The sequence below is a fragment of the Thermopolyspora sp. NPDC052614 genome (genome assembly GCF_040678635.1).
Classification (GTDB): Bacteria; Actinomycetota; Actinomycetes; order Streptosporangiales; family Streptosporangiaceae; genus Thermopolyspora.
Genome location: NZ_JBFATZ010000015.1, coordinates 43,524 through 66,974 on the forward strand (window position 1 = coordinate 43,524; position 23,451 = coordinate 66,974).

At 70.7% G+C, this 23,451-nt stretch carries 24 protein-coding genes; 11 read left to right on the forward strand and 13 right to left on the reverse strand.

All coding sequences use genetic code 11. The annotated features are described in order from the left end of the window. Nucleotides 1–5: 5 nt before the first annotated feature. The 4 genes from AB0K60_RS27410 to AB0K60_RS27425 are packed head-to-tail and all read left to right on the forward strand — an operon-like array spanning nucleotide 6 to nucleotide 3,296. Nucleotides 6–1,040: a bifunctional MaoC family dehydratase N-terminal/OB-fold nucleic acid binding domain-containing protein gene (locus AB0K60_RS27410; RefSeq protein ID WP_364061016.1), complete on the forward strand. Its 1,035-nt coding sequence runs from the start codon at nucleotides 6–8 to the stop codon at nucleotides 1,038–1,040. Next, complete coding sequence (locus tag AB0K60_RS27415; protein ID WP_364061019.1) at nucleotides 1,040–1,456, forward strand: MaoC/PaaZ C-terminal domain-containing protein; 417 nt, start codon at nucleotides 1,040–1,042, stop codon at nucleotides 1,454–1,456. The genes AB0K60_RS27410 and AB0K60_RS27415 overlap by 1 nt, the downstream gene beginning before the upstream one ends. Then, entirely contained in the window at nucleotides 1,456–2,607 is a 1,152-nt protein-coding gene (locus AB0K60_RS27420) for a lipid-transfer protein (RefSeq protein ID WP_364061022.1), read from the forward strand. The genes AB0K60_RS27415 and AB0K60_RS27420 overlap by 1 nt, the downstream gene beginning before the upstream one ends. Continuing rightward, the gene (locus tag AB0K60_RS27425; RefSeq protein WP_364061025.1) at nucleotides 2,604–3,296 is read left to right on the forward strand and encodes a class I SAM-dependent methyltransferase; all 693 of its coding nucleotides are present in this window, start codon (nucleotides 2,604–2,606) and stop codon (nucleotides 3,294–3,296) included. The genes AB0K60_RS27420 and AB0K60_RS27425 overlap by 4 nt, the downstream gene beginning before the upstream one ends. Here AB0K60_RS27425 and AB0K60_RS27430 read toward each other — a convergent pair. The 3 genes from AB0K60_RS27430 to AB0K60_RS27440 form a co-directional block, all read right to left on the reverse strand. Beyond that, entirely contained in the window at nucleotides 3,280–4,458 is a 1,179-nt protein-coding gene (locus AB0K60_RS27430; RefSeq protein ID WP_364061028.1) for a CU044_5270 family protein, read from the reverse strand. The two genes, AB0K60_RS27425 and AB0K60_RS27430, sit on opposite strands and share 17 nt — an antisense overlap. After that, nucleotides 4,455–4,940, reverse strand: coding sequence for an RNA polymerase sigma factor (locus AB0K60_RS27435; protein ID WP_364061031.1), 486 nt, complete (start codon nucleotides 4,938–4,940; stop codon nucleotides 4,455–4,457). The genes AB0K60_RS27430 and AB0K60_RS27435 overlap by 4 nt, the downstream gene beginning before the upstream one ends. Before the next feature lie 227 nt (nucleotides 4,941–5,167). Further along, nucleotides 5,168–6,601 carry a hypothetical protein gene (locus tag AB0K60_RS27440; RefSeq protein ID WP_364061034.1) on the reverse strand — a complete coding sequence of 478 codons (1,434 nt, stop codon included), beginning with the start codon at nucleotides 6,599–6,601 and terminating at the stop codon, nucleotides 5,168–5,170. A 224-nt stretch (nucleotides 6,602–6,825) separates the two neighbouring features. On the opposite strand from AB0K60_RS27440, the gene AB0K60_RS27445 reads away from it, so the two are divergent. From AB0K60_RS27445 to AB0K60_RS27465, 5 genes are read left to right on the forward strand one after another with little or no spacing between them, the layout of a single operon-like run. Continuing rightward, entirely contained in the window at nucleotides 6,826–7,905 is a 1,080-nt protein-coding gene (locus AB0K60_RS27445; protein ID WP_364061037.1) for an ABC transporter ATP-binding protein, read from the forward strand. Beyond that, complete coding sequence (locus AB0K60_RS27450; RefSeq protein WP_364061040.1) at nucleotides 7,902–8,567, forward strand: ABC transporter permease subunit; 666 nt, start codon at nucleotides 7,902–7,904, stop codon at nucleotides 8,565–8,567. Before AB0K60_RS27445 ends, AB0K60_RS27450 begins: the two co-directional genes overlap by 4 nt. Then, nucleotides 8,564–9,220, forward strand: a complete 657-nt coding sequence (locus AB0K60_RS27455) for an ABC transporter permease subunit (RefSeq protein ID WP_364061043.1) — start codon at nucleotides 8,564–8,566, stop codon at nucleotides 9,218–9,220. Before AB0K60_RS27450 ends, AB0K60_RS27455 begins: the two co-directional genes overlap by 4 nt. Before the next feature lie 32 nt (nucleotides 9,221–9,252). Then, entirely contained in the window at nucleotides 9,253–10,173 is a 921-nt protein-coding gene (locus AB0K60_RS27460; RefSeq protein WP_364061046.1) for an ABC transporter substrate-binding protein, read from the forward strand. Between the two features lie 7 nt (nucleotides 10,174–10,180). Further along, nucleotides 10,181–10,660, forward strand: a complete 480-nt coding sequence (locus AB0K60_RS27465) for a flavin reductase family protein (protein WP_364061049.1) — start codon at nucleotides 10,181–10,183, stop codon at nucleotides 10,658–10,660. Nucleotides 10,661–10,670: 10 nt separating this feature from the next. On the opposite strand, the gene AB0K60_RS27470 is transcribed toward AB0K60_RS27465, so the two are convergent. The 3 genes from AB0K60_RS27470 to AB0K60_RS27480 are packed head-to-tail and all read right to left on the reverse strand — an operon-like array spanning nucleotide 10,671 to nucleotide 14,433. Further along, a complete protein-coding gene (locus AB0K60_RS27470) occupies nucleotides 10,671–12,938 on the reverse strand; it encodes a xanthine dehydrogenase family protein molybdopterin-binding subunit (RefSeq protein WP_364061052.1) in 2,268 nt (755 codons plus the stop codon). After that, nucleotides 12,935–13,921, reverse strand: coding sequence for a xanthine dehydrogenase family protein subunit M (locus AB0K60_RS27475; RefSeq protein WP_364061055.1), 987 nt, complete (start codon nucleotides 13,919–13,921; stop codon nucleotides 12,935–12,937). The genes AB0K60_RS27470 and AB0K60_RS27475 overlap by 4 nt, the downstream gene beginning before the upstream one ends. Beyond that, the gene (locus AB0K60_RS27480; protein WP_364061058.1) at nucleotides 13,918–14,433 is read right to left on the reverse strand and encodes a 2Fe-2S iron-sulfur cluster-binding protein; all 516 of its coding nucleotides are present in this window, start codon (nucleotides 14,431–14,433) and stop codon (nucleotides 13,918–13,920) included. The genes AB0K60_RS27475 and AB0K60_RS27480 overlap by 4 nt, the downstream gene beginning before the upstream one ends. Nucleotides 14,434–14,554: 121 nt before the next feature. Between AB0K60_RS27480 and AB0K60_RS27485 the strand changes: the two genes are divergently transcribed. Further along, nucleotides 14,555–15,217 carry a TetR family transcriptional regulator gene (locus AB0K60_RS27485; RefSeq protein WP_364061061.1) on the forward strand — a complete coding sequence of 221 codons (663 nt, stop codon included), beginning with the start codon at nucleotides 14,555–14,557 and terminating at the stop codon, nucleotides 15,215–15,217. A gap of 3 nt (nucleotides 15,218–15,220) precedes the next feature. Here AB0K60_RS27485 and sppA read toward each other — a convergent pair whose 3' ends face one another. From sppA to AB0K60_RS27520, 7 genes are all read right to left on the reverse strand, one after another. Then, nucleotides 15,221–16,936, reverse strand: coding sequence for a signal peptide peptidase SppA (gene sppA / locus AB0K60_RS27490; RefSeq protein ID WP_364061064.1), 1,716 nt, complete (start codon nucleotides 16,934–16,936; stop codon nucleotides 15,221–15,223). Nucleotides 16,937–16,958: 22 nt separating this feature from the next. Further along, nucleotides 16,959–19,145 carry a 1,4-alpha-glucan branching protein GlgB gene (gene glgB / locus AB0K60_RS27495; protein ID WP_364061401.1) on the reverse strand — a complete coding sequence of 729 codons (2,187 nt, stop codon included), beginning with the start codon at nucleotides 19,143–19,145 and terminating at the stop codon, nucleotides 16,959–16,961. A gap of 270 nt (nucleotides 19,146–19,415) precedes the next feature. Beyond that, entirely contained in the window at nucleotides 19,416–19,730 is a 315-nt protein-coding gene (locus AB0K60_RS27500; RefSeq protein ID WP_364061415.1) for a hypothetical protein, read from the reverse strand. Next, nucleotides 19,619–20,047, reverse strand: a complete 429-nt coding sequence (locus AB0K60_RS27505; protein ID WP_364061067.1) for a nucleotidyl transferase AbiEii/AbiGii toxin family protein — start codon at nucleotides 20,045–20,047, stop codon at nucleotides 19,619–19,621. Before AB0K60_RS27505 ends, AB0K60_RS27500 begins: the two co-directional genes overlap by 112 nt. After that, a complete protein-coding gene (locus tag AB0K60_RS27510) occupies nucleotides 20,047–20,376 on the reverse strand; it encodes a hypothetical protein (protein ID WP_364061070.1) in 330 nt (109 codons plus the stop codon). The genes AB0K60_RS27505 and AB0K60_RS27510 overlap by 1 nt, the downstream gene beginning before the upstream one ends. 87 nt (nucleotides 20,377–20,463) lie before the next feature. Continuing rightward, nucleotides 20,464–21,513 (reverse strand): methyltransferase domain-containing protein, encoded by a 1,050-nt coding sequence (locus AB0K60_RS27515; RefSeq protein WP_364061073.1) that lies wholly within the window; start codon nucleotides 21,511–21,513, stop codon nucleotides 20,464–20,466. Between the two features lie 119 nt (nucleotides 21,514–21,632). After that, nucleotides 21,633–22,052 carry an ATP-binding protein gene (locus AB0K60_RS27520; protein ID WP_364061076.1) on the reverse strand — a complete coding sequence of 140 codons (420 nt, stop codon included), beginning with the start codon at nucleotides 22,050–22,052 and terminating at the stop codon, nucleotides 21,633–21,635. A 133-nt stretch (nucleotides 22,053–22,185) separates the two neighbouring features. On the opposite strand from AB0K60_RS27520, the gene AB0K60_RS27525 reads away from it, so the two are divergent. Next, complete coding sequence (locus AB0K60_RS27525) at nucleotides 22,186–23,442, forward strand: XRE family transcriptional regulator (protein ID WP_364061079.1); 1,257 nt, start codon at nucleotides 22,186–22,188, stop codon at nucleotides 23,440–23,442. The last annotated feature ends 9 nt before the right edge of the window (nucleotides 23,443–23,451 follow it).

Consider the following 23,451-nt stretch of genomic DNA (forward strand, 5'->3'; position numbering starts at 1 on the left):
AACCGGTGACGACGACATCCGAGCGGGGCACGCGGGTTCACGACGAGCTGACGGCGCTCGCGCGGCGGCTCATCGACGAGGGGGAGGGCCCGTTCGTCGCCGGGCCCGACCCGGTCAACCTGCCCATGATCCGGCACTGGACGCGGGCGATGGGCGACGCCAACCCGCGCTACACCTCGACGGCGTACGGCAACATCGTGGCGCCGCCCGCGATGATGCAGGTGTGGACGATGGACGCCGGGCGGGAGCGGACGCCGCTCGACGAGCTGCTGTCCGCCCTGGACGCGCACGGATATACCGGGGTGGTCGCCACCAACTGCGAGCAGACCTACCACCGGTACCTGCGCCTGGGCGAGCGGGTGCTCGCGCGCACCCGCCTGAGCGATCTGGCCGGGCCGAAGACGACCGCGCTCGGCGAGGGGTACTTCATCACCTGGATCATCACCTGGTACGCCGAGCCGGACGAAGGGCCGGTCGAAGAGCCGGTCGAAGAGCCGGTCGAAGAGCCGGGCGAGGAGCCGGGCGAGGAGCCGGGCGAGGAGCCGGGCGAGGAGCCGGGCGAGGAACCAATCGCCGAGATGCTCTTCCGGGTGTTGAAGTTTCGTCCGCGGGAGCGCAAACCCGAACCCGGGGGGCGGCAGCCGTACCCGCTCAAGCCGGCGATCAACCAGGACACCGCCTTCTTCTGGGAGGGTGTGCGGGAAGGCGAGCTCCGAATCCAGAAATGCGGTGACTGCGGCGAGCTGAGACACCCGCCGGGGCCGGTCTGCCCGTCATGCCGATCGCTCAACCGGACGTACGCCGTGGCGAGCGGCGTCGGCGAGGTGTACAGCCACGTCGTGCACCACCATCCGCCCGTGCCCGGCCTTGAGCCGCCGTTCGCGGTGGCCGTCGTGCAACTGCCGGAAGGGGTGCGGATCGTCGGCAACGTCGTGGACTGCCCGCCCGCGGACGTCCACGTCGGCATGCCGGTACGCGTCGTCTTCCGGCGCATGGACGACGAGCTCATCCTGCCCCAATGGACTCCCCGGGAGAGTTGATGCGGACCCTGACCGCGGCCGAGGTCGCGACCGGAACCACCCTCCCCGAACTCACCCTCGACCTCACCCCCACGCTGATCATCTCGACGGCGATCGCCACCCGCGACTTCACGCCCGTGCACCACGACCCGAACCTCGCCCGCGCTCAGGGCTCGCAGGACATCTTTCTCAACATCCTCACCACGATGGGCCTGGTCGAGCGGTACGTCACCGACTGGGCCGGCCCCGAGGCGCTGCTGCGCGGCGTCAACGTCAAGCTCGGCGTGCCCGCGTACGCGGGCGACCGGCTCACCTTCACCGGCACGGTCGAGGGCCGGGACGACGGCGTGTTCACCGTCGCCGTGCGCGGCACGGTGAGCATCGGGCCGCACGCCATCGCCACCGTTCGGCTCGCCCTACCCGAAGGACGGCACTGATGCGGACCGCGATCGCCGGGATCGGCGCCACCGAGTTCTCCAAACGATCCGGCCGGTCGGAGCTTCGGCTCGCGGCCGAGGCGGTGTTCGCCGCGCTCGACGACGCCGGGCTCGACCCGCGCGACGTCGACGGCCTGGTCACCTACACGCACGACGCCAACCAGGAGATCGCCGTCGCCCGCGAGACCGGCATCGGCGAGCTGTCGTTCTTCTCCCGCGTCGACTACGGCGGCGGGGCCGCCTGCGGCACGGTCATGCACGCGGCGATGGCGGTCGCGACCGGGGCCGCCTCGGTCGTGGTCTGCTACCGGGCCTTCAACGAACGCTCGGGCCGCCGCTTCGGCCGGCCCGACGCGCGCCTCGGCGGCGAGCCCACCTCGGCGGGTCTTGAGATGAGCTGGCACGTGCCGTACGGGCTGATGACCCCGGCCGCGTGGGTGGCGATGTTCGCCACGCGGTACATGCACGTCTTCGGCGCGACCTCCGAGGATTTCGGCCGGGTCGCCGTCGCGATGCGCCGCCACGCCGCGACCAACCCGGCCGCCTGGTTCCACGGGCGGCCGATCACGCTCGCCGAGCATCAGGCGTCCCGGTGGATCGTCGAGCCGCTGCACCTGCTCGACTGCTGCCAGGAGAGCGACGGCGCGGTCGCCCTCGTCGTCACCTCCGCCGAGCGGGCCCGCGACCTGCGGCACCGGCCGGCCGTGATCGCCGCCGCCGCGCAGGGGTCCGGCGCGGGGCAGATGATGATGACCAGCTACTACCGCGACGACATGACCGGGTTGCCGGAGATGGGCGTCGTCGGGCGGCGGCTGTGGGAGCAGTCCGGCCTCACCCCGGACGACATCGACACGGCGATCCTGTACGACCACTTCACCCCGTTCGTCCTGGCGCAGTTGGAGGAGCTGGGCTTCTGCGGGCGCGGCGAGGCCAAGGACTTCATCGCGGACGGCGGCATCGAGATCGACGGCCGCCTGCCGGTCAACCCGCACGGCGGCCAGCTCGGCGAGGCGTACATTCACGGTATGAACGGAATCGCCGAGGCGGTGCGGCAGCTTCGCGGCACCGCGGCCAACCAGCTTCCGGACGTGCGGCACGTGCTCGTCACCGCCGGGACCGGCGTCCCCACCAGCGGGTTGATCCTCGCATGAGGCCGTGGACCGGCACCGGCCCCAGGCCGATCGCGCCCGACGGGTCGGCCGTCGAGCACTACGCGCTGCTGCGGCCGGAGGGCGAGCCGGAGCGGGTGCACGGCGCGATCCCCGAGGGGGCCACGATCCTGGAGCTCGGCGCGGGCGTCGGCCGGGTCACCCACCGTCTGCTGGAGCTCGGGCATCCGGTCGTGGCCGTGGACGAGTCCGCCGAGATGCTCGCGCACATCCGGGGCGCGCAGACCGTGCGTTCGCCCATCCAGTCGCTCGCCCTCGGGCGGCGGTTCGACCTCGTGCTGCTCATGTCGTTCCTGATCGAGACGCCCGACGATGAGCTGCGCCGCGCCTTTCTGCGCACCTGCCGGGCGCATGTGGCCGACGACGGCCTGGTGATCCTGCAGCGGCAGCCTCCCGAGTGGTACGACACGGTCGAGCCGTTCGAGCGGCACGTTCCCGGGCGCGGCGTCGTCCGGCTGACGGAGCTGGACCGCCCGGGGCCCGGGCTGCTGTCCGCCACGATGGAGTACGTGGTCGGGGATCGGCGGTGGACGCACTCGTTCACCAGCAGGCGACTCGACGACGATTTTTTCGCGGCCGAGTTGCGCGAGGCCGGGCTGGTTTTGGATGGGTTCGTGGAGGGCGACCGGGGGTGGGTGCGGGCGACGCCTGCGGCTACTGCGTCGGGGTAGCGGGCTTCTCGTTCGTCCAGCCGGCCTTCATCGTGGCCTGCCAGTGCAGGACGGTGCCGCGCTTGGCCCAGGAGCGGGGGCCGGTCAGGTCCACGGCGACGAACTGCTCCGACAGCAGGATGCCGGTCGCCGGGTCGATGATGAGCCACCGCTCGACCTGGCCGTCCGGCCGGCGTTCGGTGCGCGCGATGCCGAGGCCGTCGCGTCCCATCGCGTCGGTGACCTCGCCCAGCGAGCGCACCCCGTCCAGGCCGGCGAGCATCTGGTAGGCGGCGGCGCGGACGGCGGGCTTCACCGGCATGTCGCGCAGCAGGCGCGCGGTCACCTGGAAGAGCCAGGAGTCGGCGTCCTGCGGCGTGTTCGACTCGGTGTCGTGGCCCTGGTATCCCCGCAGCAGGTATCGCTTCAGCTCGGCGGGGTCGGACGGCAGCGTCTGCAGGTCGGCCACCGACACGTTCCGGCCGGCCAGTTCGAAGACCCTGTCGCCGCTGTTGACGGCGTTGCCGTACGGCTTGCCCGCCTTGGCCTCAAGCAGCAGGTTCATGCCCGGCTTGTCGCCCGCGGCGACCGTCCACCTGGTGGGGGCGCCGTCCTCGCGCCAGGCGTCCTCCGACCCCGGCGCGGGCCGGGTGCCGAGGTTCTGGTCGACGAACCAGCTCTCCTCGCGGGGGGAGCGGGCGACCCACAGGCGGTGGCGGATCTTGGTGGTGACCGTGTAGCGCGCCGCGCCCCCCGCCTCGTCGTTCTGGCCGGACACCGACTCGACGTACCAGTACGCCCCGCTTTCCTCGGGGGCCTGCAGCGACGCCTGCGCCGCGACGAGAAGGACCTTTCGCGCCGAGAGCCGTACGGCCGGTTTCCGGTCGCCGCCCTGTGTGGAGGACGCCGCCACCGCCCCGCCGGGGGGCGTCTCACCACCGCCGCTTGTGCCGCGGCCGAGCCCCGTCGCGCCGCCGAGGCCCACGCCGACGCCGATCGCGATGGCGGTGGCCGCCGCCACGCCGACCAGGCCCAGATCCCACGTCCTCCTGCGGAGGCGGTCGGGCCGCGGCGTCCGGGGCTGCGCCATGGCGAAGCTCAGCTCCTCGGTGCGCGTACGCGCGTCCAGCGGGCTGTCGTAGTAGTCCGGGCGGGCCGCCCGCAGTCGATCCATCGCGTTCATGACCAATCCTTGTTCAGCTCGCGCACCCGGGGGCGTTTGCGGGCGCGGTGCAGCCGCACCCGGAAGGCCGTCGCGGAACATCCGACGACCCGTGCCGCGTCACGTGGCGACAGCCCCTGCCATGCCACCAGGATCAGCAGCTCCCGTTCGGCCTCGGTCAACGACGCCAGCGCCGTGAGCACGGCCAGCCGCTCGGCGACCTTCTCGGCGTGATCCGCCGCCGCGTGGGCGTACAGTTCGCCGGCGAGCGACTCGCGTCTGATGTCCTCGCGGATGTTGTGCCGCAGCACGGTGCGGGCGACGTTGAGCAGCCACGGCAGGGCGGGCTCGGGGACGTCGTCGAACCGCCGCCAGGCGATCGCGAACGTCTCGCTCACCACCTTGTCGGCGATCTGCCGGCCGGCCTGAGAGACCACATAGGCCCACACACGTTGTCGATACAGGTCGTACATCGTGGTGAACCGTTGAGAGTCTTCCGTCACCGCCTGCCCTTCCGTCCCGGGCGTTTCCCTGACAGAAAGAAGTGCGCGCAGACGGCCGATTGTTACCGAAGAATTGTGAATTGGCCTCTTACCTGCGACGTTGGCGGAGCGATCCTCCCGGGCATCCGGAAACTGTCGGTGACGCCTGCCACACTGGGCGCATGAACGTCACTCAGTGTCACACGCCGCGCGAACGGCGTCACGGCATGGCCGCCTTCGCCCTCGGGCTAGGGCGTGACGATCATCGGCATCGAGAAGAAGACGGTGAGCGCGATCGCGATGGCGAGCAGGAGGCCGACGAGCTCCCAGGCCCAGTCGAAGTGATGCTCGCCCCTCTTCAGCGGCTTGAACTTGCCGTGCCGGCTCGGGGTGCTGGAGCGGATGAACCAGCGGCGTTTCGCACCGGGGAGGGCGCGGGAGCGCTTGGCGGGGGGCGTGACCTCGCCGGTCGGGCTTTCCTCGGTCGCGGGTCCTTCGTACGTCTGGTCCGTGGCCGGTGTGGCGTCGGCGGCGGTGTCCTCGGTGGTGCCGGCGGTCTCCGGCGAGGGGACGGCCGGTTCGTCGGGGATCGGAGAGGTGGTGGGGTCGGTCGGCGGGTCGAGGAGGTCGCTGGGGACCGGGGCGGAGAGCGAGATGGCGGGGGGCCGCTGCTCGGTCTTGCCGTGCGTCGTCCCGGTTCTGTCGGGCCTGTGGGTTTTGTCGGCCCGGTGGGTTCTTCTGGGCTTTTTCGGCTTGTCCGGGGTCGCGGGGGAATCCTGCGGGGGCTCGGAAGCGGCCGGGCTCTGCTGCTTGCGGGACCACGGGCGGAAGGCCTTGGCCTCGGCCATGGCGGCGAGGATCGAGCCCTGGAGGCGGGGGATCGGTTCGGTGGTCGCCTCGTGCTTGGGCTTGCCGTCCCCGCCCGCGGTGCTGAGGGAGGGTGGGGAGACGACGGGGATGAGCGAGGTGCTCGTCGTCTGGTCGGGGTCGGAGAGGGGGAGCGGCCAGTCCGGCGTGGTGGGCCAGAGCTGCTTGACCGGGAGCCTGGTCTTGGGCTGGGTGAGCCCCGCCGGGTCGAGCGAGGGCAGGATCGCCAAGAGGCGGGCGCGCAGGTCGGCGGGCGGGCGCTGCCAGGGCAGGCGGGCCAGGACGTCCTCGATGGGGGCGACCTCGAGGGCGCCGTAGACCTCGGCCACGCGCTCGGGCACGTACTCGGCGTGCCGGGCGTGGTAGAGCGCCGTCTTCAGGGACTGGGTGAACCGGTTGCGGGCCGAGACGATGAGCTGCCCGGCGGTGTCGATGGCGACGTCGAGCACGTCGGCGAGCTCGTCGGGGGCGAGCCGGCACACGGAGGCCAGCAGCAGGACCTCGCGCTGGTGGGGGCGCAGGTCGCGGATCACGCGCTCGATCAGGGCCGTCGGCGGATCCACGGCGAAGTCGACGATCGGGGGGAAGTAGACCACATCACGCCGGGCGATCTCCCGGCGGGCGAGAGCGAAGAGCAGGGCGCGGCGGGGCTGCATGACCGGAACGCTGGTGAGGACCGCGACAACCGCGTCGGCGGCGGTCCCCTTGTCGCCGAGCTGGTCGAAACAGTACGCGAACAGCCCGGCGGCGTGGCGGTCGTACAGCTCGGCGATCAGGTCGCTGTGCGTCCGTTGATCGGAGAGCGGGTGAGACACGGCCGGTTCCCCTGAGGTCTGTGTGGTCCAAGATGAAGAATGGCACTCCTCGCAATAATGCCAAGATGTGGCCGGTCAGCGCACTATCTGATGCGTACTAGTTAGATTCTTTCCTTGATACTTAAAGAGATCTTCAGCTCTGTCCATGAGCATCTACCGGCAAAGCAGGAGGAAAACCGGACCGAACGGCCACCGTAGTCTGTCCCGGTAGGTAGGGGGAACGTGTGATCAGTTTTGAAGGTGTCACCAAGCGGTACCCGGGCGGGACTGTGGCGGTCAATGATCTCAGCCTTGAGGCGCCCACGGGGGAGATCACCGTCTTCGTCGGGCCGTCCGGGTGCGGGAAGACCACGTCGCTGCGCATGATCAATCGAATGATCGATCCCACCGAGGGACGCGTGCTGCTCGACGGGCGGGACGTGCGTGAAATCGATCCGCCGACGTTGCGGCGTGGCATCGGATACGTGATTCAGCACGGTGGGCTGTTTCCCCACCGGCGGATCGTGGACAACATCGCGACAGTGCCGTACCTGCTGGGGTGGGACAAGAAGAAGGCGCGCGGCCGGGCGCGGGAGCTGATGGAGCGGGTGGGGCTCGGCGACGAGCTGGCCGACCGGTACCCGTACCAGCTTTCCGGGGGGCAGCAGCAGCGCGTCGGCGTCGCCCGCGCGCTCGCCGCCGACCCGCCGGTGCTGCTGATGGACGAGCCGTTCAGCGCCGTGGACCCGGTCGTGCGGGCGAGCCTGCAGGAGGAGCTGCTGCGGCTGCAGGCCGAGCTGCGCAAGACGATCGTGTTCGTCACCCACGACATCGACGAGGCGATCAAGCTGGGCGACCGGGTGGCGGTGCTGCGGGTGGGCGGGCACCTGGCCCAGCACGCCACCCCGCCGGAGCTGCTCGCCGCGCCCGCCGACGACTTCGTGCGTTCCTTCCTCGGCCGGGACCGGGGCATCCGCCTGCTGTCGTTCCTTCCGGCCGAGGACCTGCTGCTGCGGCGGGACCTGGTGGTACGACGGGAGGACCCTGCGCCGGAGGGCGCCGACTGGGTGGTCGTCGTGGACGAGGACCGGCGTCCGCTCGGCTGGCGGGCCGCGTGGAACGGGCACCTGACCGCCTTCGGGACGTATCGCGTCAAGCACGACTCGCTGCGGGCCGCGCTGGACGCCGCGCTGCTGTCGCCCTGCGGCGCCGCGATCGCCGTGGACGACGAGGGCCGGGTCGAGGGGGTCGTCACCCGCGACGTGCTCGACGTGGCGCTGGTGCGCGCCGCCGCCGACGCCTACAGCGGCGGGGAGGGCGGATGAGCGCACAGGAGCCGCTGATCCGGTGGGCGTGGATCCAGCGCAACTGGCCGATGATCTGGGACCTGCTCGTCGATAACGCGATCATGGCGCTGCTGCCGGCGCTGCTCGGCCTGATCCTCGCCCTGCCGATCGGCCTGGCCTGCGCCCGGTGGCGCTTCCTCTACCAGCCGACCTTCGGCGTCATGAACGTCGTCTACTCGCTGCCGTCGCTGGCCGTCTTCATCGTGCTCATCCCGATCACCGGCCTCGCCGAGCGCGCCACCGTGATCATCCCGTTGACGTTCTACGCCCTCGCCGTGCTCATTCCGGCCGTGGTGGACGGGCTCACCTCCGTGCCCGACCACGTGCGGCAGTCGGCCGACGCGATGGGCTTCCGGCCGCTGCGGCGGCTGATCCAGGTGGAGCTGCCGATCGCGGTGCCGGTCGTGCTCGCCGGGCTGCGGGTGGCCACCGTCTCCAGCATCAGCCTGGTGAGCGTGGGCGCGCTGATCGGCAGGGGCGGCCTCGGCGGGCTGTTCATCACCGGCTGGCAGCTTCGCTTCCCCACGCCGATCATCGTCGGCATCGTGCTCGTGGTGCTGCTCGCGGTCGTCGCCGACGGCCTGCTCGTGCTCGCACAGCGGCTGCTCACCCCGTGGGCGCGGGAGAGGAGCGCCGGATGAACTGGCTGGCCGAGTTCTTCGGCGACCCGGCCAACTGGTCCGGGCCCTACGGCATCCCGGCGCGGCTCGTCGAGCACCTGGAGTTCTCCCTGCTGGCGCTGGCGCTTGCCGCCCTGATCGCGGTGCCGCTCGGCCTGCTGATCGGCCACACCGGGCGGGGCGCGCTCGCGGTGGTGATCACGGCGAACGCGGCGCGGGCGCTGCCCACGCTCGGGCTGCTCGTGCTGGTGATGCTGCTGGTCGGGGTGGGGACGCTGCCGGTGCTCGTGCCGCTGGTGGCGCTCGCCGTGCCGCCGATCCTGGTGAACACCTATGAGGGCATCCGGGGCGTCGATTCCGACCTGAGCGACGCCGCGTACGGGATGGGCCTGCGCGGCCACCAGGTGCTGGCCCGGGTGCAGGTGCCGGTGGCGCTGCCGCTGATCCTGCTCGGGCTGCGGCTGGCGGCGATCCAGGTGGTGGCGACGGCGACCGTGGCCGCGTACGTGGGGCTCGGCGGGTTGGGCCGGTTCATCATCGACGGCCTGGCCACCAAGGACTTCCCCAGCACGATCGGCGGAGCGGTGCTCGTGGTGCTGCTCGCGCTCGCAGTGCAGTTGCTGTTCACGCTCGCGCAGCGGCTGCTGGTGTCCCGGGGGGTCAAGGGACGCTAGTCTCCAATTACCCCCTAAATTAGAAGGGAATCATGATGAGACGTCTGTTCGGCGGCGTGGTGATCGCGCTGTCCGCCGCGCTTGCCCTGGCCGGCTGCGGTGGGGGGAACGACAATCCCCTCGCCGAGCCCACCACCGGGGCGTCCGCCTCCTCCCAGGGCGGCGGCACGAAGGTGGTGGTCGGCTCGGCGAACTTCCCGGAGAACGTCCTGCTCGGCTCGATCTACAGCCAGGCGCTCAGCGCCAAGGGCGTGCAGGTGGAGGAGAAGTTCAACATCGGCAGCCGCGAGATCATCTACGACCAGGTCCAGAGCGGGGCGCTCACCGTGCTTCCCGAGTACATCGGCTCGCTGCTCGCCTTCGTGGACAAGGACAGCACGGCCAGGACCAAGGACGAGATCGTGGCCGGGCTCAAGGAGAAGCTCCCGGCGACGCTGGAGATCCTCGAACCGGCCGCGGCGGAGGACAACAACTCGCTGACGGTCACCAAGGAGACCGCCGACAAGTACAAGCTGAGTACGATCGAGGACCTGGCGAAGGTGTCCAAGGACTTCACCGTCGGCGGGCCGCCGGAGTTCCGGCAGCGTCAGGAGGAGAACTTCAAGAAGACCTACGGGCTGGAGTTCAAGGAGTGGAAGCCGACCGGCGACGCCACCGCCGACGCGATCAAGAGCGGCACGGTGCAGGTCGGCAACGTGTTCACCACCGACCCGGTGATCGAGATCGAGGGGCTGGTGTCGCTGCAGGACAACAAGAACGCCTTCGGCGCGGAGAACATCGTGCCGCTGGTGAACAAGGCGGGCGTCAACGACACCGTGCGCACCACGCTGAACTCGGTCTCGGCCAAGCTCGACACCCCGACGCTGCTGAGCCTGATGAAGCGCGTCGCCATCGACAAGGACGACCCGGCGACCGTGGCGAAGGAGTGGCTGTCCCAGAACGGGCTGGCCTGATCCCGGCGTGAGCGAGTTCACCGAGGCGATGGCGCAACTGGCGGCGGGCGTGTCGGTGATCACGGTGCGTGACGAGCGTGACGACATCGGCACCACCGTGACCACGTTCGCGTCGCTGTCGCTCGAACCGCCGCTGGTGATGGTGAGCATCGCCGCCGAGAGCTACGTCAACGAGGTGCTGCTGCGCCGCGACCGCTGGGCGGCGACGTTGCTCTCGGCCGGTCAGGCCGCCATCGCCAGCCGCTTCGCCAGCCCCGGACGCCCCAGCGCCCGCCTGCTCGTCGCCGGGACCGGCCACCACCGCGGCCCCGCCACCGAGGCGCTCATCGTGGAGGGCGGCGTGGCCGCCGTCGAGGCCGAGACCACCAAAGTGGTCCCGGCCGGCGACCACACGCTGTACATCGCCGCCCTGCTCGGCGTCGATTACGTGGAGGCGTCCCTTTCCCCGTTGATACGGCTGCGCGGTCGGTATCGCGCGGCGGGGTAGCGGACCGGGGTCACAGCAGCTTGTCCATCGTGATGGGCAGGTCGCGTACCCGTCGGCCGGTCGCGTTGTAGACCGCGTTCGACACGGCCGCGGCGACGCCGGTGATGCTCACCTCGCCCGCGCCGACCACGCCGAGCGGCATGGTCGGGTCGGGGTCGTCCAGGCAGTGCACGTCGATGGGCGGGATGTCGGCGTGCGCCGGGACGTGGTAGCCGCCCAGGCTCGCGTTCATGATCCGCCCGGTGCGCGGATCGACGAGCGTGCCCTCCGACAGCGCCATGCCGATGCCCATCACGATGCCGCCGCGAAGCTGGCTGCCGACCAGCTTGGGGTTGACCACCCGGCCGATGTCGAACACGCCGAGCCACCGCGACACCCGTACCTCGCCGGTGTCGGCGTCCACCCGCACCTCGCAGAACTGCGCCCCGGTGGCGGCCCGCACGAAACGCCGGCTGTCCCGGATGAACCGGGTCATGAACCGCACCTGCCCGGCGACGGCCCCGATCCCGTCGTCGGACCCCACGGCCGCCTCCACGTGGGCGCGTCCGGCGCGGGTGAGGAGGGTGACGTAGGTCTCGCCGGTGTCGGGCCGGTCGGCGAGGTACAGCCCGCCGTTGCGCGCGACCACCTGCTCCGGCCGCCGCCCGCGCAGCGGCGAGCCGTTCGCGCGGCGGGCCAGCCGGAGCGCCGAGCGGCGGATCCGCTCGCAGGCCTCGAGCAGGCTCGCGGCGACGCTGGCCGTCTGCACCGAGCCGCCCGCCTGCGGGGCGTTCGGCAGTTCGCTGTCGCCGTACTCGACGCGGACCGCCTCAAGCGGGACGCCGAGCGCGTCGGCGGCGATCTGCGCCTGCGCGGTCGCGCCGCCCATGCCCATCTCCTGGAAGCCGCAGCGCACCAGGACCGTGCCGTCGGCCGACAGGCGGACGGTGACGTTGGCGGGGAGCATCACCGCCGGGTGGTACGCCGTGGCGACGCCCATGCCGACCAGCCATCTGCCGTCCCGCACGGCGCCGGGCCGCGGCGGGCGCGCCGGCCAGCCGAACCGCTCCGCGCCGAGCGCGTACGCCTCGCGCAGCATGCGGTGCGCGAACCTGGCGCCGCTGACCGGGTCGGCGGCGGGCTCGTTGCGCATGCGCAGCTCGATCGGGTCGAGGCCGAGCCCGGCGGCCAGCTCGTCGACGGCCGTCTCCAGGGCGAACGTGCCGATGGCCTCGCCGGGGGCGCGCATGAAGGTGGGGGGCGTCTGATCGAGTTCGACGACGTCCTGCCGGAGCAGGATGTTCGGCACGTCGTACAGGTGCCGGGACGCGGCGACGATCGGCTCGTCGTTCCCGCCGGTCCGGCCGACCGCGGACACGCTGGTGTGGATCAGCGTGGTCAGCCGTCCGTCCGCGTCCGCGCCCAGGGCGACCCGCTGCGTCGAGGGCGTGCGCCCGCCGACCGTGCGGTAGACGCCCTCGCGGGTGAGCATCAGGCGCACCGGGCGGCCGGTCGCCCGCGCCGCCAGCACGGTGAGCACCGTGCCGGGCCAGATGCTGCCCTTCGCGCCGAAGCCGCCGCCGACGTACGGGGCGATCACGCGGACGTTCGCGAGCGGGACGTCGAAGCGCATGGCCAGATGGCGGCGGCAGTACTGGATGCTCTGTGTGGAGTCGTGCACGGTCACGCGGTCGCCGTCCCAGACGGCCGTGGTGGCGTGCGGCTCCATCGCGTTGTGGTGCAGCGGCGGGGTGCTGTAGCGCTCGTCCACCGAGACCGCCGCCCGGGCGAGGGCCGCCTCCGCGTCCCCCTTCTTCGCGTTCGTGGGCAGCAGCATGTTGCCCTTCTGCGGCGTCGCGTTCGGCTCCTCGGCGGCGAAGTCGGTCGTCGCGGGCAGTTCGGCGTAGGAGATCTCGACCAGGGCCGCGGCCTCGCGCGCCGCGTCGAGGGTCTCGGCGACGACGACCGCCACCGGCTGGCCGTTCCAGTGCACCTCGTCGGTGTTGAGGACGTTGACCGTGGTGGGGGAGAAGAGCGTGCTCAGGTCCGTCATCCGTTGCTGCTTCGGCGGCGGTTTCATCGCGGGCGCGTTGCGGTGGGTGATGACGGCGATCACGCCGTCGACGGCCTCGGCGCGTTCGGTCCTGATGTCCGTGATGCGTGCGCGGGCGACGGTGGCGTGGACCAGGGCGGCGTGGGCGAGGCCGGGGAAGGGGTACTCGGCCGCGAAGCGGGCCTCGCCGGCGACCTTGGCGGGGCCGTCGCGCCGGTCGACGGGGCTGCCGACTGCCGAGATCATGCGGCCTCCTCAAGGTCGCGCAGGACGGCGACGATCGTGCGTTCGGCCAGCGTGACCTTGAACGCGTTCTCCGGGGTGACGACCGCCGAGGCGAGCTCGGCCGAGGCCGCCTCGCGGAAGGCGGCCTCGGTGGGCCGCGCGCCGAGCAGGGACCGCTCGGCCTCGTACGCGCGCCAGGGCCGGGTGGCCACGCCGCCGAGCGCGAGCCGTACCCGGGAGACGGCGCCGTCGCGGACCTCGATCGCGGCGGCGACGGAGACCAGCGCGAACGCGTAGGAGGCGCGGTCGCGGACCTTGCGGTAGCGCGAGCGGGCGGCGACCGGCGACGGCGGCAGCTCGACAGCGGTGATGAGTTCGTCGGCGGCGAGCACGTGCTCCAGGTGCGGGGTCGCGCCGGGGGCCAGGTGGAAGTCGGTCAGCGGAATGCGGCGGGTGCCGCGCGTGCTGCGCGCCTCGACGACGGCGTCGAGCGCGACCAGGGCGACGGCCATGTCCGAGGGGTGGACGGCGATGCAGGCGTCGCCGACGCCGAGGACGGCGTGCTCGCGGGTGAGGCCGCCGATCGCGTCGCAGCCGGCGCCGGGCTCGCGCTTGTTGCAGCGGGCCGCGCCGTCGTAGAAGTAGGCGCAGCGGGTGCGCTGCAGGAGGTTGCCGCCGACGGTCGCCATGGTGCGCAGCTGGCCGGACGCGCCGGACAGGATCGCCTGCGACAGCATCGGGTAGCGGGTGCGGATGAGCGGGTGCGCGGCCAGGTGGCTGTTGCGGACGAGCGCGCCGACGCGTACCCCGCCGTCCGGCAGCTCCTCGATCTCGGTGAGCGGCAGGGCGGTGATGTCGATGAGCGTGCCGGGGTTCTCGACGCCCGCGCGCATCAGGTCGACGAGGTTGGTGCCGCCGCCGAGGAACCGCGCCTCGGGCTCGGCGGTGATCGCGCGCAGCGCCGTCTCCACGTCGGGGGCGCGCAGGTAGCCGAAGTCTCTCATCGCCGCATCCCCTCGGCGGTCTCGCGGATGGCGGCGACGATGCCGTTGTAGGCGCCGCAGCGGCACAGGTTGCCGCTCATCCGCTCCCGGATCTCGGCGTCGGTGAGCGGGATCGACTCGGCGGCGACGTCCTCGGTGACGATGCTCGGCATGCCGGTCTCGTGCTCGGCGAGCATGCCGAGCGCCGAGCAGACCTGGCCGGGGGTGCAGTAGCCGCACTGCAGGCCGTCGTTGCGGACGAAGGCCGTCTGCAGCGGGTGGGGGCGGTCGCCGTCGGCGATGCCCTCGATCGTGGTGATGTCCCGGCCCTCGTACTGCACGGCGAGGGCGAGGCAGGAGTTGATGCGCTCGCCGTCGACGAGCACCGTACAGGCGCCGCAGGCGCCCTGGTCGCAGCCCTTCTTGGTGCCCGTCAGGCCCAGGCGCTCGCGCAGCGCGTCGAGCAGGCTCACGCGTGGCTCCAGGTCGAGCGCCGCCTCGGCGCCGTTCACCCGAAGTTTGATCTCAACCACAGGTCTCCCCCAGTCGTCGGTTGGTGGGAGGCTAACAGAACAGTGGTCTCTTAACAAGAGACCGTCGTTCTGTTAATAAGATACTGGCGTTCTGTTATTCGCCTCGTATGCTTACAGGGCAATGACATCTCGGACGTTCGTGCGGGCCAGACGGCCGGAACAGAAGCAGCAGCGGCGTGCGGACATCCTCGCCGCCGCACGTGAGCTCGCCCTGCGGGACGGCGTGCGCAACGTCACCCTCGGCGGGGTCGCCGCCGCCGTCGGGCTCGCGAAATCGAACGTGGTGCGCTACTTCGGCACCCGCGAGGAGATCTACCTCGTGCTCGCCCTCGAGGAGTGCCGCGGCTTCGCCGACGAGGTCACCGCGCGGCTGCGCGCCGGCGGCGGGCGGTCGGAGTTGGTCGACGCGTTCGTCGAGACGCTGATGGCCCGCCCGCTCCTGTGCGACCTGCTCGGGCACACCACGACGTCGCTGGAGCACAACGTCTCGCTTGAGGCGGCCCGCGAATACAAGACGGGCTTCGTCGACCTCGTCGCCGAGCTGGGGCGGGTCGTCGCCGAGCTGAACCCCGGCATGACCGAGCGCGACGGCATCGAACTGGTGGGCGGGACCATCCTGGTCGCCGGGTCGGTCTACCAGTCCGAACGCCCGCCGCCGACGCTGGCCGCGCTCTACGCGCAGGACCCCGAGCTGGCGGCGCGCTGCGCCTTGCCGTTCGAGCCGACGATGCGGCGGCTGGTCACCATCCTGGCCGCGGGGATCGCCGCGACCAGGGACGAGTAGGGATCAGCGGATGGTCCAGTTGCCCGGCAGGATGAGCGGGCCGTACAGCGGAAGGCCCAGCTCGCTCGCGAGGCCGGCGATCGGGCCCCACGCCTCCAGGCGTACCCGCGCCACGGCCGCCGCCTTGTCCTCGCTGGACTCGGCCGGGCGCAGGCGCTCCAGCGGGTTCAACCGGGGGTAGGGGCGCACGGGCGCGTCGTCGGCGAGCCCGGCCTTGCGGCGGGCCAGCGCCAGCGCGTCCTCCAGGCCGCCCAGCTCGTCCACCAGGCCCCGGGCCTGCGCGTCCGCGCCGGTCCACACCCGGCCGCGGGCCAGCTCGTGCGCGCGGTCCCGGTCCAGGCCCCGGCCCTCGGCGACCTTGCCCACGAAGTCGTCGTACACGTGGTCCAGCCAGGCGTTGACGCGCGCCCACTGCTCCTCGGAGAACTCCCGGGCGATGGAGAACATCCCCGCGTTCGCGCCCTCGGCGACCGCCTCGGTGGCCACGCCGATCTTCGACAGCAGTTCGTCGACGACCGGCTTGCCGCCGAACACCCCGATCGAGCCGGTCAGCGTGCCCGGCTGGGCCACGATCGCGTTGGCGCCCATCGCGACGAAGTAGCCGCCGGACGCGGCGACGTTGCCCATCGACACGATGATCGGCTTGCCCGATCCGCGGGTGAGCACCACCTCGCGCCAGATCGTGTCCGAGGCCACGTACGAGCCGCCGGGGCTGTCCACCCGGAACACGATCGCCTTGATCCGGTCGTCCTGCCGCGCCGCGCGGATCGCCGCGGAGATCGTGTCCGCGCCCATCGCGCCACCGCCGCCGCTCAGCGGGCTGCGGCCGCTGCGGCCCAGGCGGATCGCGCCGTGTCCATGGATCAGCGCGATCACCTGCTCGCCCGGGTGCGGCAGCTTCCTGGGCAGTACGGCCTTGTGATAGCGGGTCACGTACTGCAGCCGGGGGTCGTGCCCGGCCTCCGCCCGCACCGCGGCCTTGATCTCGTCGTACACCTCGTCGCGGTAGGCGAGCCGGTCCACCAGATTCGCCTGCACCGCCTCGGTGCCGAAGAACGGACCCTGGTCGATCAGCTCGCGCACCCGCTTGGGCTCCAGCCCGCGGGCCTCGGCTACGGCGGCGACGATCTGCTCGGTGACCGACTCGGCGAGGCGCGCGGCCGACTCGCGGTGCGCCTCGGTCATGTGGTCCTGGGTGAACATGTTCGCCCCGGTCTTGTACTCGTGCCGCTGGGCGAGCTGGTACTTCACGCCGAGCTTGTCGAGCGCGTCCTTGACGAACCGCTGCTCCAGGGAGATGCCGGTGAAGCCGACGTCGCCGGAGGGCTGCAGATAGATGGTGTCGAAGGCGGTCGCCAGGTAGTAGGGCACGGTGCCCGCGCCGAACTCGCCGAACGTCTCGGCGTAGGCCACCGCCCGCTTGCCGGATCGGCGGAACTCCTGCACCGCGCCGCGCAGCTCCTGCACCAGACCCAGGCCGATCGGATGGCCGCCGATCTTCACGATCAGGGCCTTCACCCTCTCGTCCCTGCGGGCGTGTTTGAGGCCCGACAGGATGTCGGACAGACGCGTACGGCGCATCGACATCAGCGCGCCCAGCGGGTCGCTCGGCGGCCCGTCCACGACGCCCTCGGTCAGGTCGAGCTCCAGGATCAGCGGGCCGGTGCGTCCCTGCCGGAACCGGTCGACGGCATCGATGATCACCTTGGTCGCGTCCATAGCCCCCACCATAAGCGACGAATCAGACAGGTGGCAGGGACTCCTCCACATCGTCGAAATCGTCGAATCCGCGGTGACGAAGCCAGATCGCGCCCAGCGGCGGCACTCTCAGCCGGGCCGAGTACGGCAGGCCGTGCCGGGACGCCTCCATCGCCTCGACGCCGCCGTAATTGCCCACGCCGCTGCCCGCGTACTCGTACGCGTCGGTGTTGACGACCTCCTCCCACAGGCCCCGCTCGGGCAGGCCGAGGTGGTAGTCCTCGTGCGGCCCGCCGGAGAAGTTGGCCACGCACGCCAGCACCGACCCGTCCGTGCCGTACCGCAGGAACGAGAACACGTTCCCCTGCGCGTCGTCGGCGTCGATCCAGCGGAAGCCGTCGGGCGTGTGATCCTGCGTGTAGAGCGCCGGGGTCTCGGTGTAGCGCCGGTTGAGATCGCGTACGAGCTTGCGTACGCCCTGGTGGAAGTCGAAGTCGAGCATCCACCAGTCGAGCCCGCGCTGCTCGGACCACTCCAAGCCCTGCCCGAACTCGCCGCCCATGAACAGCAGCTGCTTGCCCGGATGCGCCCACATGAACGCCAGCAGCGCCCGCAGCCCGGCGAAGCGCTGCCACTCGTCGCCGGGCATCTTCGCCAGCAGCGAGCCCTTGCCGTGCACGACCTCGTCGTGCGAGAGCGGCAGCACGAAGTTCTCCGAGTAGGCGTACATCAGGGAGAACGTCATCTGATGGTGGTGGTACTGCCGGAACACCGGCTCGTGCTTCAGGTACGCGAGCGTGTCGTGCATCCAGCCCATGTTCCACTTGAAGCCGAAGCCCAGGCCGCCCAGGTAGACCGGCCGCGACACGCCCGGCCACGCGGTGGACTCCTCGGCGATCGTGACGATGCCCGGCTCCTCCCGGTAGCAGACGGTGTTCATCTCCTTGAGGAACTCCACCGCGTCGAGGTTCTCCCGGCCGCCGTAGACGTTCGGCGTCCACTCGCCCTCGCGCCGCGAGTAGTCCAGGTAGAGCATCGAGGCGACCGCGTCCACCCGCAGGCCGTCGATGTGGAACTCCTTGAGCCAGTACAGCGCGTTCGCCACCAGGAAGTTGCGCACCTCGTTGCGGCCGAAGTCGAACACATAGGTGCCCCAGTCCGGGTGGTGGCCGCGCCGGGGATCCGGGTGCTCATACAGCGGAGTGCCGTCGAAGCGCGCCAGCGCCCACTCGTCCCGCGGAAAGTGCGCCGGCACCCAGTCAAGCAGCACGGCGACGCCCGCCTGATGCAGTCGGTCCACCAGAAGCCGGAACTCATCCGGCGTACCGAACCGGGCCGTCGGCGCGTAGTAGGACGTCACCTGATAGCCCCAGGACGGCCCGTACGGATGCTCGGCCACCGGCAGAAACTCCACATGGGTGAACCCCATGTCCACCACATACTCCACCAGCTCCTCGGCGAGCTCCCGATACGACAACCCCGGCCGCCACGACCCCAGATGCACCTCGTACACGCTCATCGGCTCTTCCAGCGCCCGCCGCGACGGCCGCGCCGCCATCCACTCGCCGTCACCCCACTCGTACGCCGACCGCTCGACCACCGACGCCGTCGCCGGCGGCACCTCGGTACGCCGCGCCATCGGGTCGGCCTTCTCCCGCCACACCCCGTCCACGCCAAGGATCGCGAACTTGTAGCGCTGCCCCGCCCCCACACCGGGCACGAACAGCTCCCACACCCCCGACCGCCCCAGCGACCGCATCGGGAACCCCTGCCCATCCCAGTGATTGAAGTCGCCGATCACCCGCACCCCACGCGCGTTCGGCGCCCACACCGTAAACGCCGTCCCCTCGACGTCCTCATGCCGCATAACGCGCGCCCCGAGCGCCTCCCACAACCGCTCATGCCGCCCCTCGCCGATCAGATGCAGATCCACCTCACCAAGCGTCGGCCAGTGCCGATAGGGATCGCAGGCCACATACGGCTCACCCCCGGGATAAGTGACCCGCAGCCGATAGTCAGGAATCTTGTCCATCCCGGCCAGCGTCACCGCGAACACGCCGTGCGCAACGTGCTCCATCCCCACAGCCTCGTCGCCCACCAACACCTCGACCTTCTCCGCGAGCGGCCGCAGCGCCCGAATCGTCACCCCGTCGGGCCCGGGATGCGCGCCCAGAATCGAATGCGGATCATGGTGGGCGCCGCCCGCCAGCCGGTCGAGTTCCGCATCCATCACTCGCTCACCACTCCTCGCGTCACACCGGGGATCACCAAAACGTGTTGGTCATACCCTGCCCCAGAACCCCGCTCTCACCCACCATCCCGCACCACTGTCCGATCACCTTCACCGGGCCGTAACCGAGGTTGAGGAATGATCAGCCCTCCATGACGTAGCCGGCGAGGCCCTCCCACGACTGGCGTGTGTCCTCAGTGTCGTGGTGCCCCCCTTCGGGCGCCGGCGCTCGCCCTGCTGGACCTATGCGCTCACGACATCCGGCATGGCTTACAGAGATAGTTCGCGTCGCCAATCGTCCAGTCGACTGCGCATCGCCGCGATGTAGTCAGGTGTGACGCCGTACACGAGAAAGTCTCGGTCGGGGATGCGGCTCAGATACGACAGAGCCTCGGCGAACATGGCTCTGTCGAAGCCGGGATTGTGCTCTTTGGCGATAGCGAGGAGGTCTTCGGTGGTGTAACGACCACTACTCAAGATCGCTTGAACGTCCAGAAAGTCTCTGGGAGCCCACCTATTGAACAGTGCGTCCATTTTCCCGGCCACGGCGTCATCTGGATGCAGGACCGGGCCGATCTCCAGCATGACCGGGGAGTGTGCCTGCCAGAACACTCCCAGATCCCCTTGCAGCTGTGCCCGTCGGCGTCACTGACCTCCATCTGCACCAGATCCGCCGTGCGCCGCCGTACCTCGACGTGAAAGCCCTCGTCGCGGTAGGCGTCAACCACCATCTGCTCCACCTGTTCGGGGGAACCACGGGACGGAGTGAACAGATCGATGTCTTCCGATGGGCGGGCGCCCATACCATGCAGTTGCACCGCGTGACCGCCGCCGAGAACGAACCCGTGTCGCGACGCCACGGCAAGACCGATGCGCGTCAACCGCTCCTGCAGAGGATCCATTAGGCGGTGCGGCGCAACTCAGGAAAGCGCTTTTCCCACAGGGTGCGGACCTGCCGAGCAGGTAGAAAGTCCCCCCAGAGGCGCCGAAGTACCTGGCCGTTGAGCAGCTTCCGGAAATGCTCCCGCCGCCCCTCTTCCAGCACAATCTTGTAGAGCGCCTCACGATCGTAAGGATCATCCAGGTCGTAGCTGCGACGGCCGCTCCATGCCAGTTTGTGCGGAAGAGTCACGACACCGTGTGTCGGCCCGGTCAACTCGTCGAGGGACTCGGCGAGCTCATACGGCCGGATGTCGGCATAGCTGAAGGGCGTATCACGCTGACCGTCCATACTCCAAGTGTGCCTCACATCGTGAGATGTGACCCACCGTATCGGAATAATCACACGGTCTGTGGAACTCCGGAGTTGCCGTCCCCATCAGGGCCTCGCCTCGAAGATGAGGTTGTAGTCGGTGGTGAGCGCGAGCCGTACGCGGGAGAAGCCGGCGTCGCCGAGGAGTTTGATCATGCGGCTCTCGCCGGCCTGTGCGCCGAGGGCGAGACCGGAGTCCTGGGAGAGGGAGTTCGGGACGCACAGGAACGTAGAGGCCGTGTAGTAGCTCATCGCGATCGGGTTGCCGATGCGGTCCTCTAGCCGGTCGGACGCGTACGGCTCGACCACCAGCACGGTGCCGTCGGGGGTGAGGGCCTGCCGGGCGCGGGCGGCGGCGGCCACCGGGTCGCCCATGTCGTGCAAAGCGTCGAAGAAGCAGATCAGGTCCCACGGCCCGGCCATGTCCTCGGTGGCCTCGCCCACGTGGAAGCACACCCGGTCCTGGACCTCGGCCTCGTTCGCCGCCGCCCACGCGGCCTCGACCGATGCGGCGTGCGAGTCGATGCCCTCGAACCGCGACGCCGGGTACGCCTGCGCCATCAGGATCGTCGAGGTCCCGTACCCGCAGCCCATGTCGAGCACCCGCGCGCCCGCGACGAGCCGGTCCACGACCCCGTCGAGCGCCGGCAGCCACTGCGGAACGAGCGACAGCCGATACAGCGGCGCGAAGAACCGCGACACCCCCCGGAACAGCCGCGGGTCGTGCTCATGCCACCCGACTCCGCCGCCCGTCCGGAACGCCTCGGCGATCCGATCCGCCGCCAGCCACATCGCGGCCCCGACCTCGAGCCCCCCGGCCTGCGCGAACGGCGACTCGTCGTCCGCCAGCACCGCTGCGTGCTCGTCCGGCAGCGTGAACCGCCCGTCCTCGTGCACAACATGCCCCGCCACCGCCTGCCCGGCCAGCCACTCGTGCACATACCGCTCCGCGAGCCCGGTGCGCTCGGCCAGTTCCGCGCTGGTCACCGCCCCCGCCCCGGCCATCGCCCGCCAGAGCCCGAGCACGTCTCCCACGTAGTTGAGCAGGCTCAACGACGCCCCGACCCGCTCCTGCGCGACCTGCCCCGCAAACGCCCGCGCCTTCTCCAGATCCATCGGTTCCTCCACATTCGATCGCGTATCGACCTCGTGCGGAACCCACTGTGCGGTCCACCCCTTTCATCGCCCTGTCACGCCGATGTCATCCGGCGGCGCGGTGAGGAGGTGCCGGAGTCTCAGCGGGCGAGTTCGCACCAGATCACCCGCCCAGTGGGTGTGGTGTACGCACCCCACTGCTTGCAGAGAGCGCTGACGATGTGCAGGCCGCGACCGCCTTCGGCGCAGGGCTCGTCGCGGAGGTACGGAGCGCTGAAGAGCGATCCATCGTCCGTGACCTCCACACGCACCACGCGGCCGGTGTCGCTGACGGTCAGCCGCACGGTTCCTCCCTGACCGGAGCGTGAGTGGAGAACGGCGTTGGTGACGAGTTCGCTTGCGACAAGGGCCGCGTCGTCGACTGAGGGATGGCCGGTACCGAGGATGCGCCGTACATGTTGCCGGGCTGTTGAGACGGAGGATGTGATGCCGCGCAGGCTGATTTGCCTGGAAGGCGGATCGCCGAGCTGAGGGTCGGTGTTTTCGTCTGAGGAAGGCATATGGTGTGATCCTCTGCATGCGAACGTAACGATCTCGTTACTCACAGCGAACCCCATGCTGGATCGGCCGGTCAGGATGAGACTGGAGGAGACGGGCGGAGAAGTCCGGAGAAATCGCAGGTAGGAGGGGCTGGTGGAGGGAAGCGGCGAGGAGCTGTTCCGCCTGCAGTGGGCGCGGCGTCTGAGGGAGAGGCGGCGGGCGGAGTGCTGGTCGCAGAAGGATCTGGTACGGCGGCTCGCCGAGACGGCGGACGAGCGGACGCGATCGCGGTTGCCGGGGCGGGAATCGATGATGCGGGAAATTCGGTATCACGAGTCCGGCCGTCACCGTCCTGGCCCGATATATACGGAGTTGTACTGCCGGGTTTATGGCATGACCGAGGATGAGCTCTTCGGGATCCTCAGCGAGCCGGTTCCCACGGTGGCGCTGCCGTCCCTCGCTCCCGACGCCGATCTCTACGCGCGGATCACGCGGGCCATCGTGGAGCCGAGAAGGGTCGATGACGCCACGATCCACTGGCTGGAACGGTGCCTGGCCGAGCATCGGCGTGTGGAGGACAGCACCGGCAGCCGCCCTCTGCTGCCGGTGGTGCGAGCGCAACTCGCGACGGTCGCGGGGCTGGCGCATGGCGCGGAGGGCGGGCGAGGCGAGCGGCTGGTCGGGCTCGCGGCCGAGTACGCGCAATTCGTGGCGTGGATGTGTCAGGACGCCGGAGACCTCGGGGCCGCACTGGCCTGGTACGACCGGGCGCACGGGTGGGCGTTGGAGGCGGGCGACGCGCTGCTGGCCGCGACCACGCTGAGCATGCGGGCGCACCAGGCGTGGAGCATCGGAGACGGGCGCACCTGCGTACGGCTCGCCGAGGCGGCCCGCCTGCACGACGGGCACACCACGCCGGGCGTGCGCGGCATGGCCGCGCAGATGGCGGCGCGGGGCCACGCCCAGATGGGCGAGGCGAGAAGCGCCCGCACGCTGCTCGACGAGGCCGAGGCGCTCATTGACAGGGCCGCCGAGCGTCCGGAGGACGAGCCGGCGTGGATGTACTTCTACGACGACGGCTGGTTCGCCATGCAGCGCGGCATGGCCGAGATCGAACTCGGCGCCGGTGACCGGGCCGTCCGTCTCCTTGAGGCGGGACTGTCCCGGCTGCCGGAGGCCTACCGGCGTGACCGGGCCTGGTTCGGCTCCTGCCTCGCCAAGGCGTACCTGCTGAAGGGCGACGCGGAGGCGGCTGCCGGGACGGCGCTGGGCATCGCCGCGGACGCCGTTGCCGTCAACGCCTACGCCGTCCGGGAGCTTCGCGAGGTCGCCTCGGTGCTGCGGGACACGCGGACGCCCGCCGTACGCGACTTGGACGACCTGCTGGCGACCGCCCGGGCCGGTGACTGATCGTGGTCC

Bases quoted from the DNA above. Each gene is read 5' to 3' on its own strand.
- AB0K60_RS27415 (WP_364061019.1), top strand. From the start codon at position 1,040: ATGCGGACCCTGACCGCGGCCGAGGTCGCGACCGGAACCACCCTCCCC.
- AB0K60_RS27420 (WP_364061022.1), top strand. From the start codon at position 1,456: ATGCGGACCGCGATCGCCGGGATCGGCGCCACCGAGTTCTCCAAACGA.
- AB0K60_RS27425 (WP_364061025.1), top strand. From the start codon at position 2,604: ATGAGGCCGTGGACCGGCACCGGCCCCAGGCCGATCGCGCCCGACGGG.
- AB0K60_RS27430 (WP_364061028.1), bottom strand. From the start codon at position 4,458: ATGAACGCGATGGATCGACTGCGGGCGGCCCGCCCGGACTACTACGAC.
- AB0K60_RS27450 (WP_364061040.1), top strand. From the start codon at position 7,902: ATGAGCGCACAGGAGCCGCTGATCCGGTGGGCGTGGATCCAGCGCAAC.
- AB0K60_RS27455 (WP_364061043.1), top strand. From the start codon at position 8,564: ATGAACTGGCTGGCCGAGTTCTTCGGCGACCCGGCCAACTGGTCCGGG.
- AB0K60_RS27460 (WP_364061046.1), top strand. From the start codon at position 9,253: ATGATGAGACGTCTGTTCGGCGGCGTGGTGATCGCGCTGTCCGCCGCG.
- AB0K60_RS27470 (WP_364061052.1), bottom strand. From the start codon at position 12,938: ATGATCTCGGCAGTCGGCAGCCCCGTCGACCGGCGCGACGGCCCCGCC.
- AB0K60_RS27475 (WP_364061055.1), bottom strand. From the start codon at position 13,921: ATGAGAGACTTCGGCTACCTGCGCGCCCCCGACGTGGAGACGGCGCTG.
- AB0K60_RS27485 (WP_364061061.1), top strand. From the start codon at position 14,555: ATGACATCTCGGACGTTCGTGCGGGCCAGACGGCCGGAACAGAAGCAG.
- sppA (WP_364061064.1), bottom strand. From the start codon at position 16,936: ATGGACGCGACCAAGGTGATCATCGATGCCGTCGACCGGTTCCGGCAG.
- glgB (WP_364061401.1), bottom strand. From the start codon at position 19,145: ATGGATGCGGAACTCGACCGGCTGGCGGGCGGCGCCCACCATGATCCG.
- AB0K60_RS27500 (WP_364061415.1), bottom strand. From the start codon at position 19,730: ATGCTGGAGATCGGCCCGGTCCTGCATCCAGATGACGCCGTGGCCGGG.
- AB0K60_RS27505 (WP_364061067.1), bottom strand. From the start codon at position 20,047: ATGGATCCTCTGCAGGAGCGGTTGACGCGCATCGGTCTTGCCGTGGCG.
- AB0K60_RS27510 (WP_364061070.1), bottom strand. From the start codon at position 20,376: ATGGACGGTCAGCGTGATACGCCCTTCAGCTATGCCGACATCCGGCCG.
- AB0K60_RS27515 (WP_364061073.1), bottom strand. From the start codon at position 21,513: ATGGATCTGGAGAAGGCGCGGGCGTTTGCGGGGCAGGTCGCGCAGGAG.
- AB0K60_RS27520 (WP_364061076.1), bottom strand. From the start codon at position 22,052: ATGCCTTCCTCAGACGAAAACACCGACCCTCAGCTCGGCGATCCGCCT.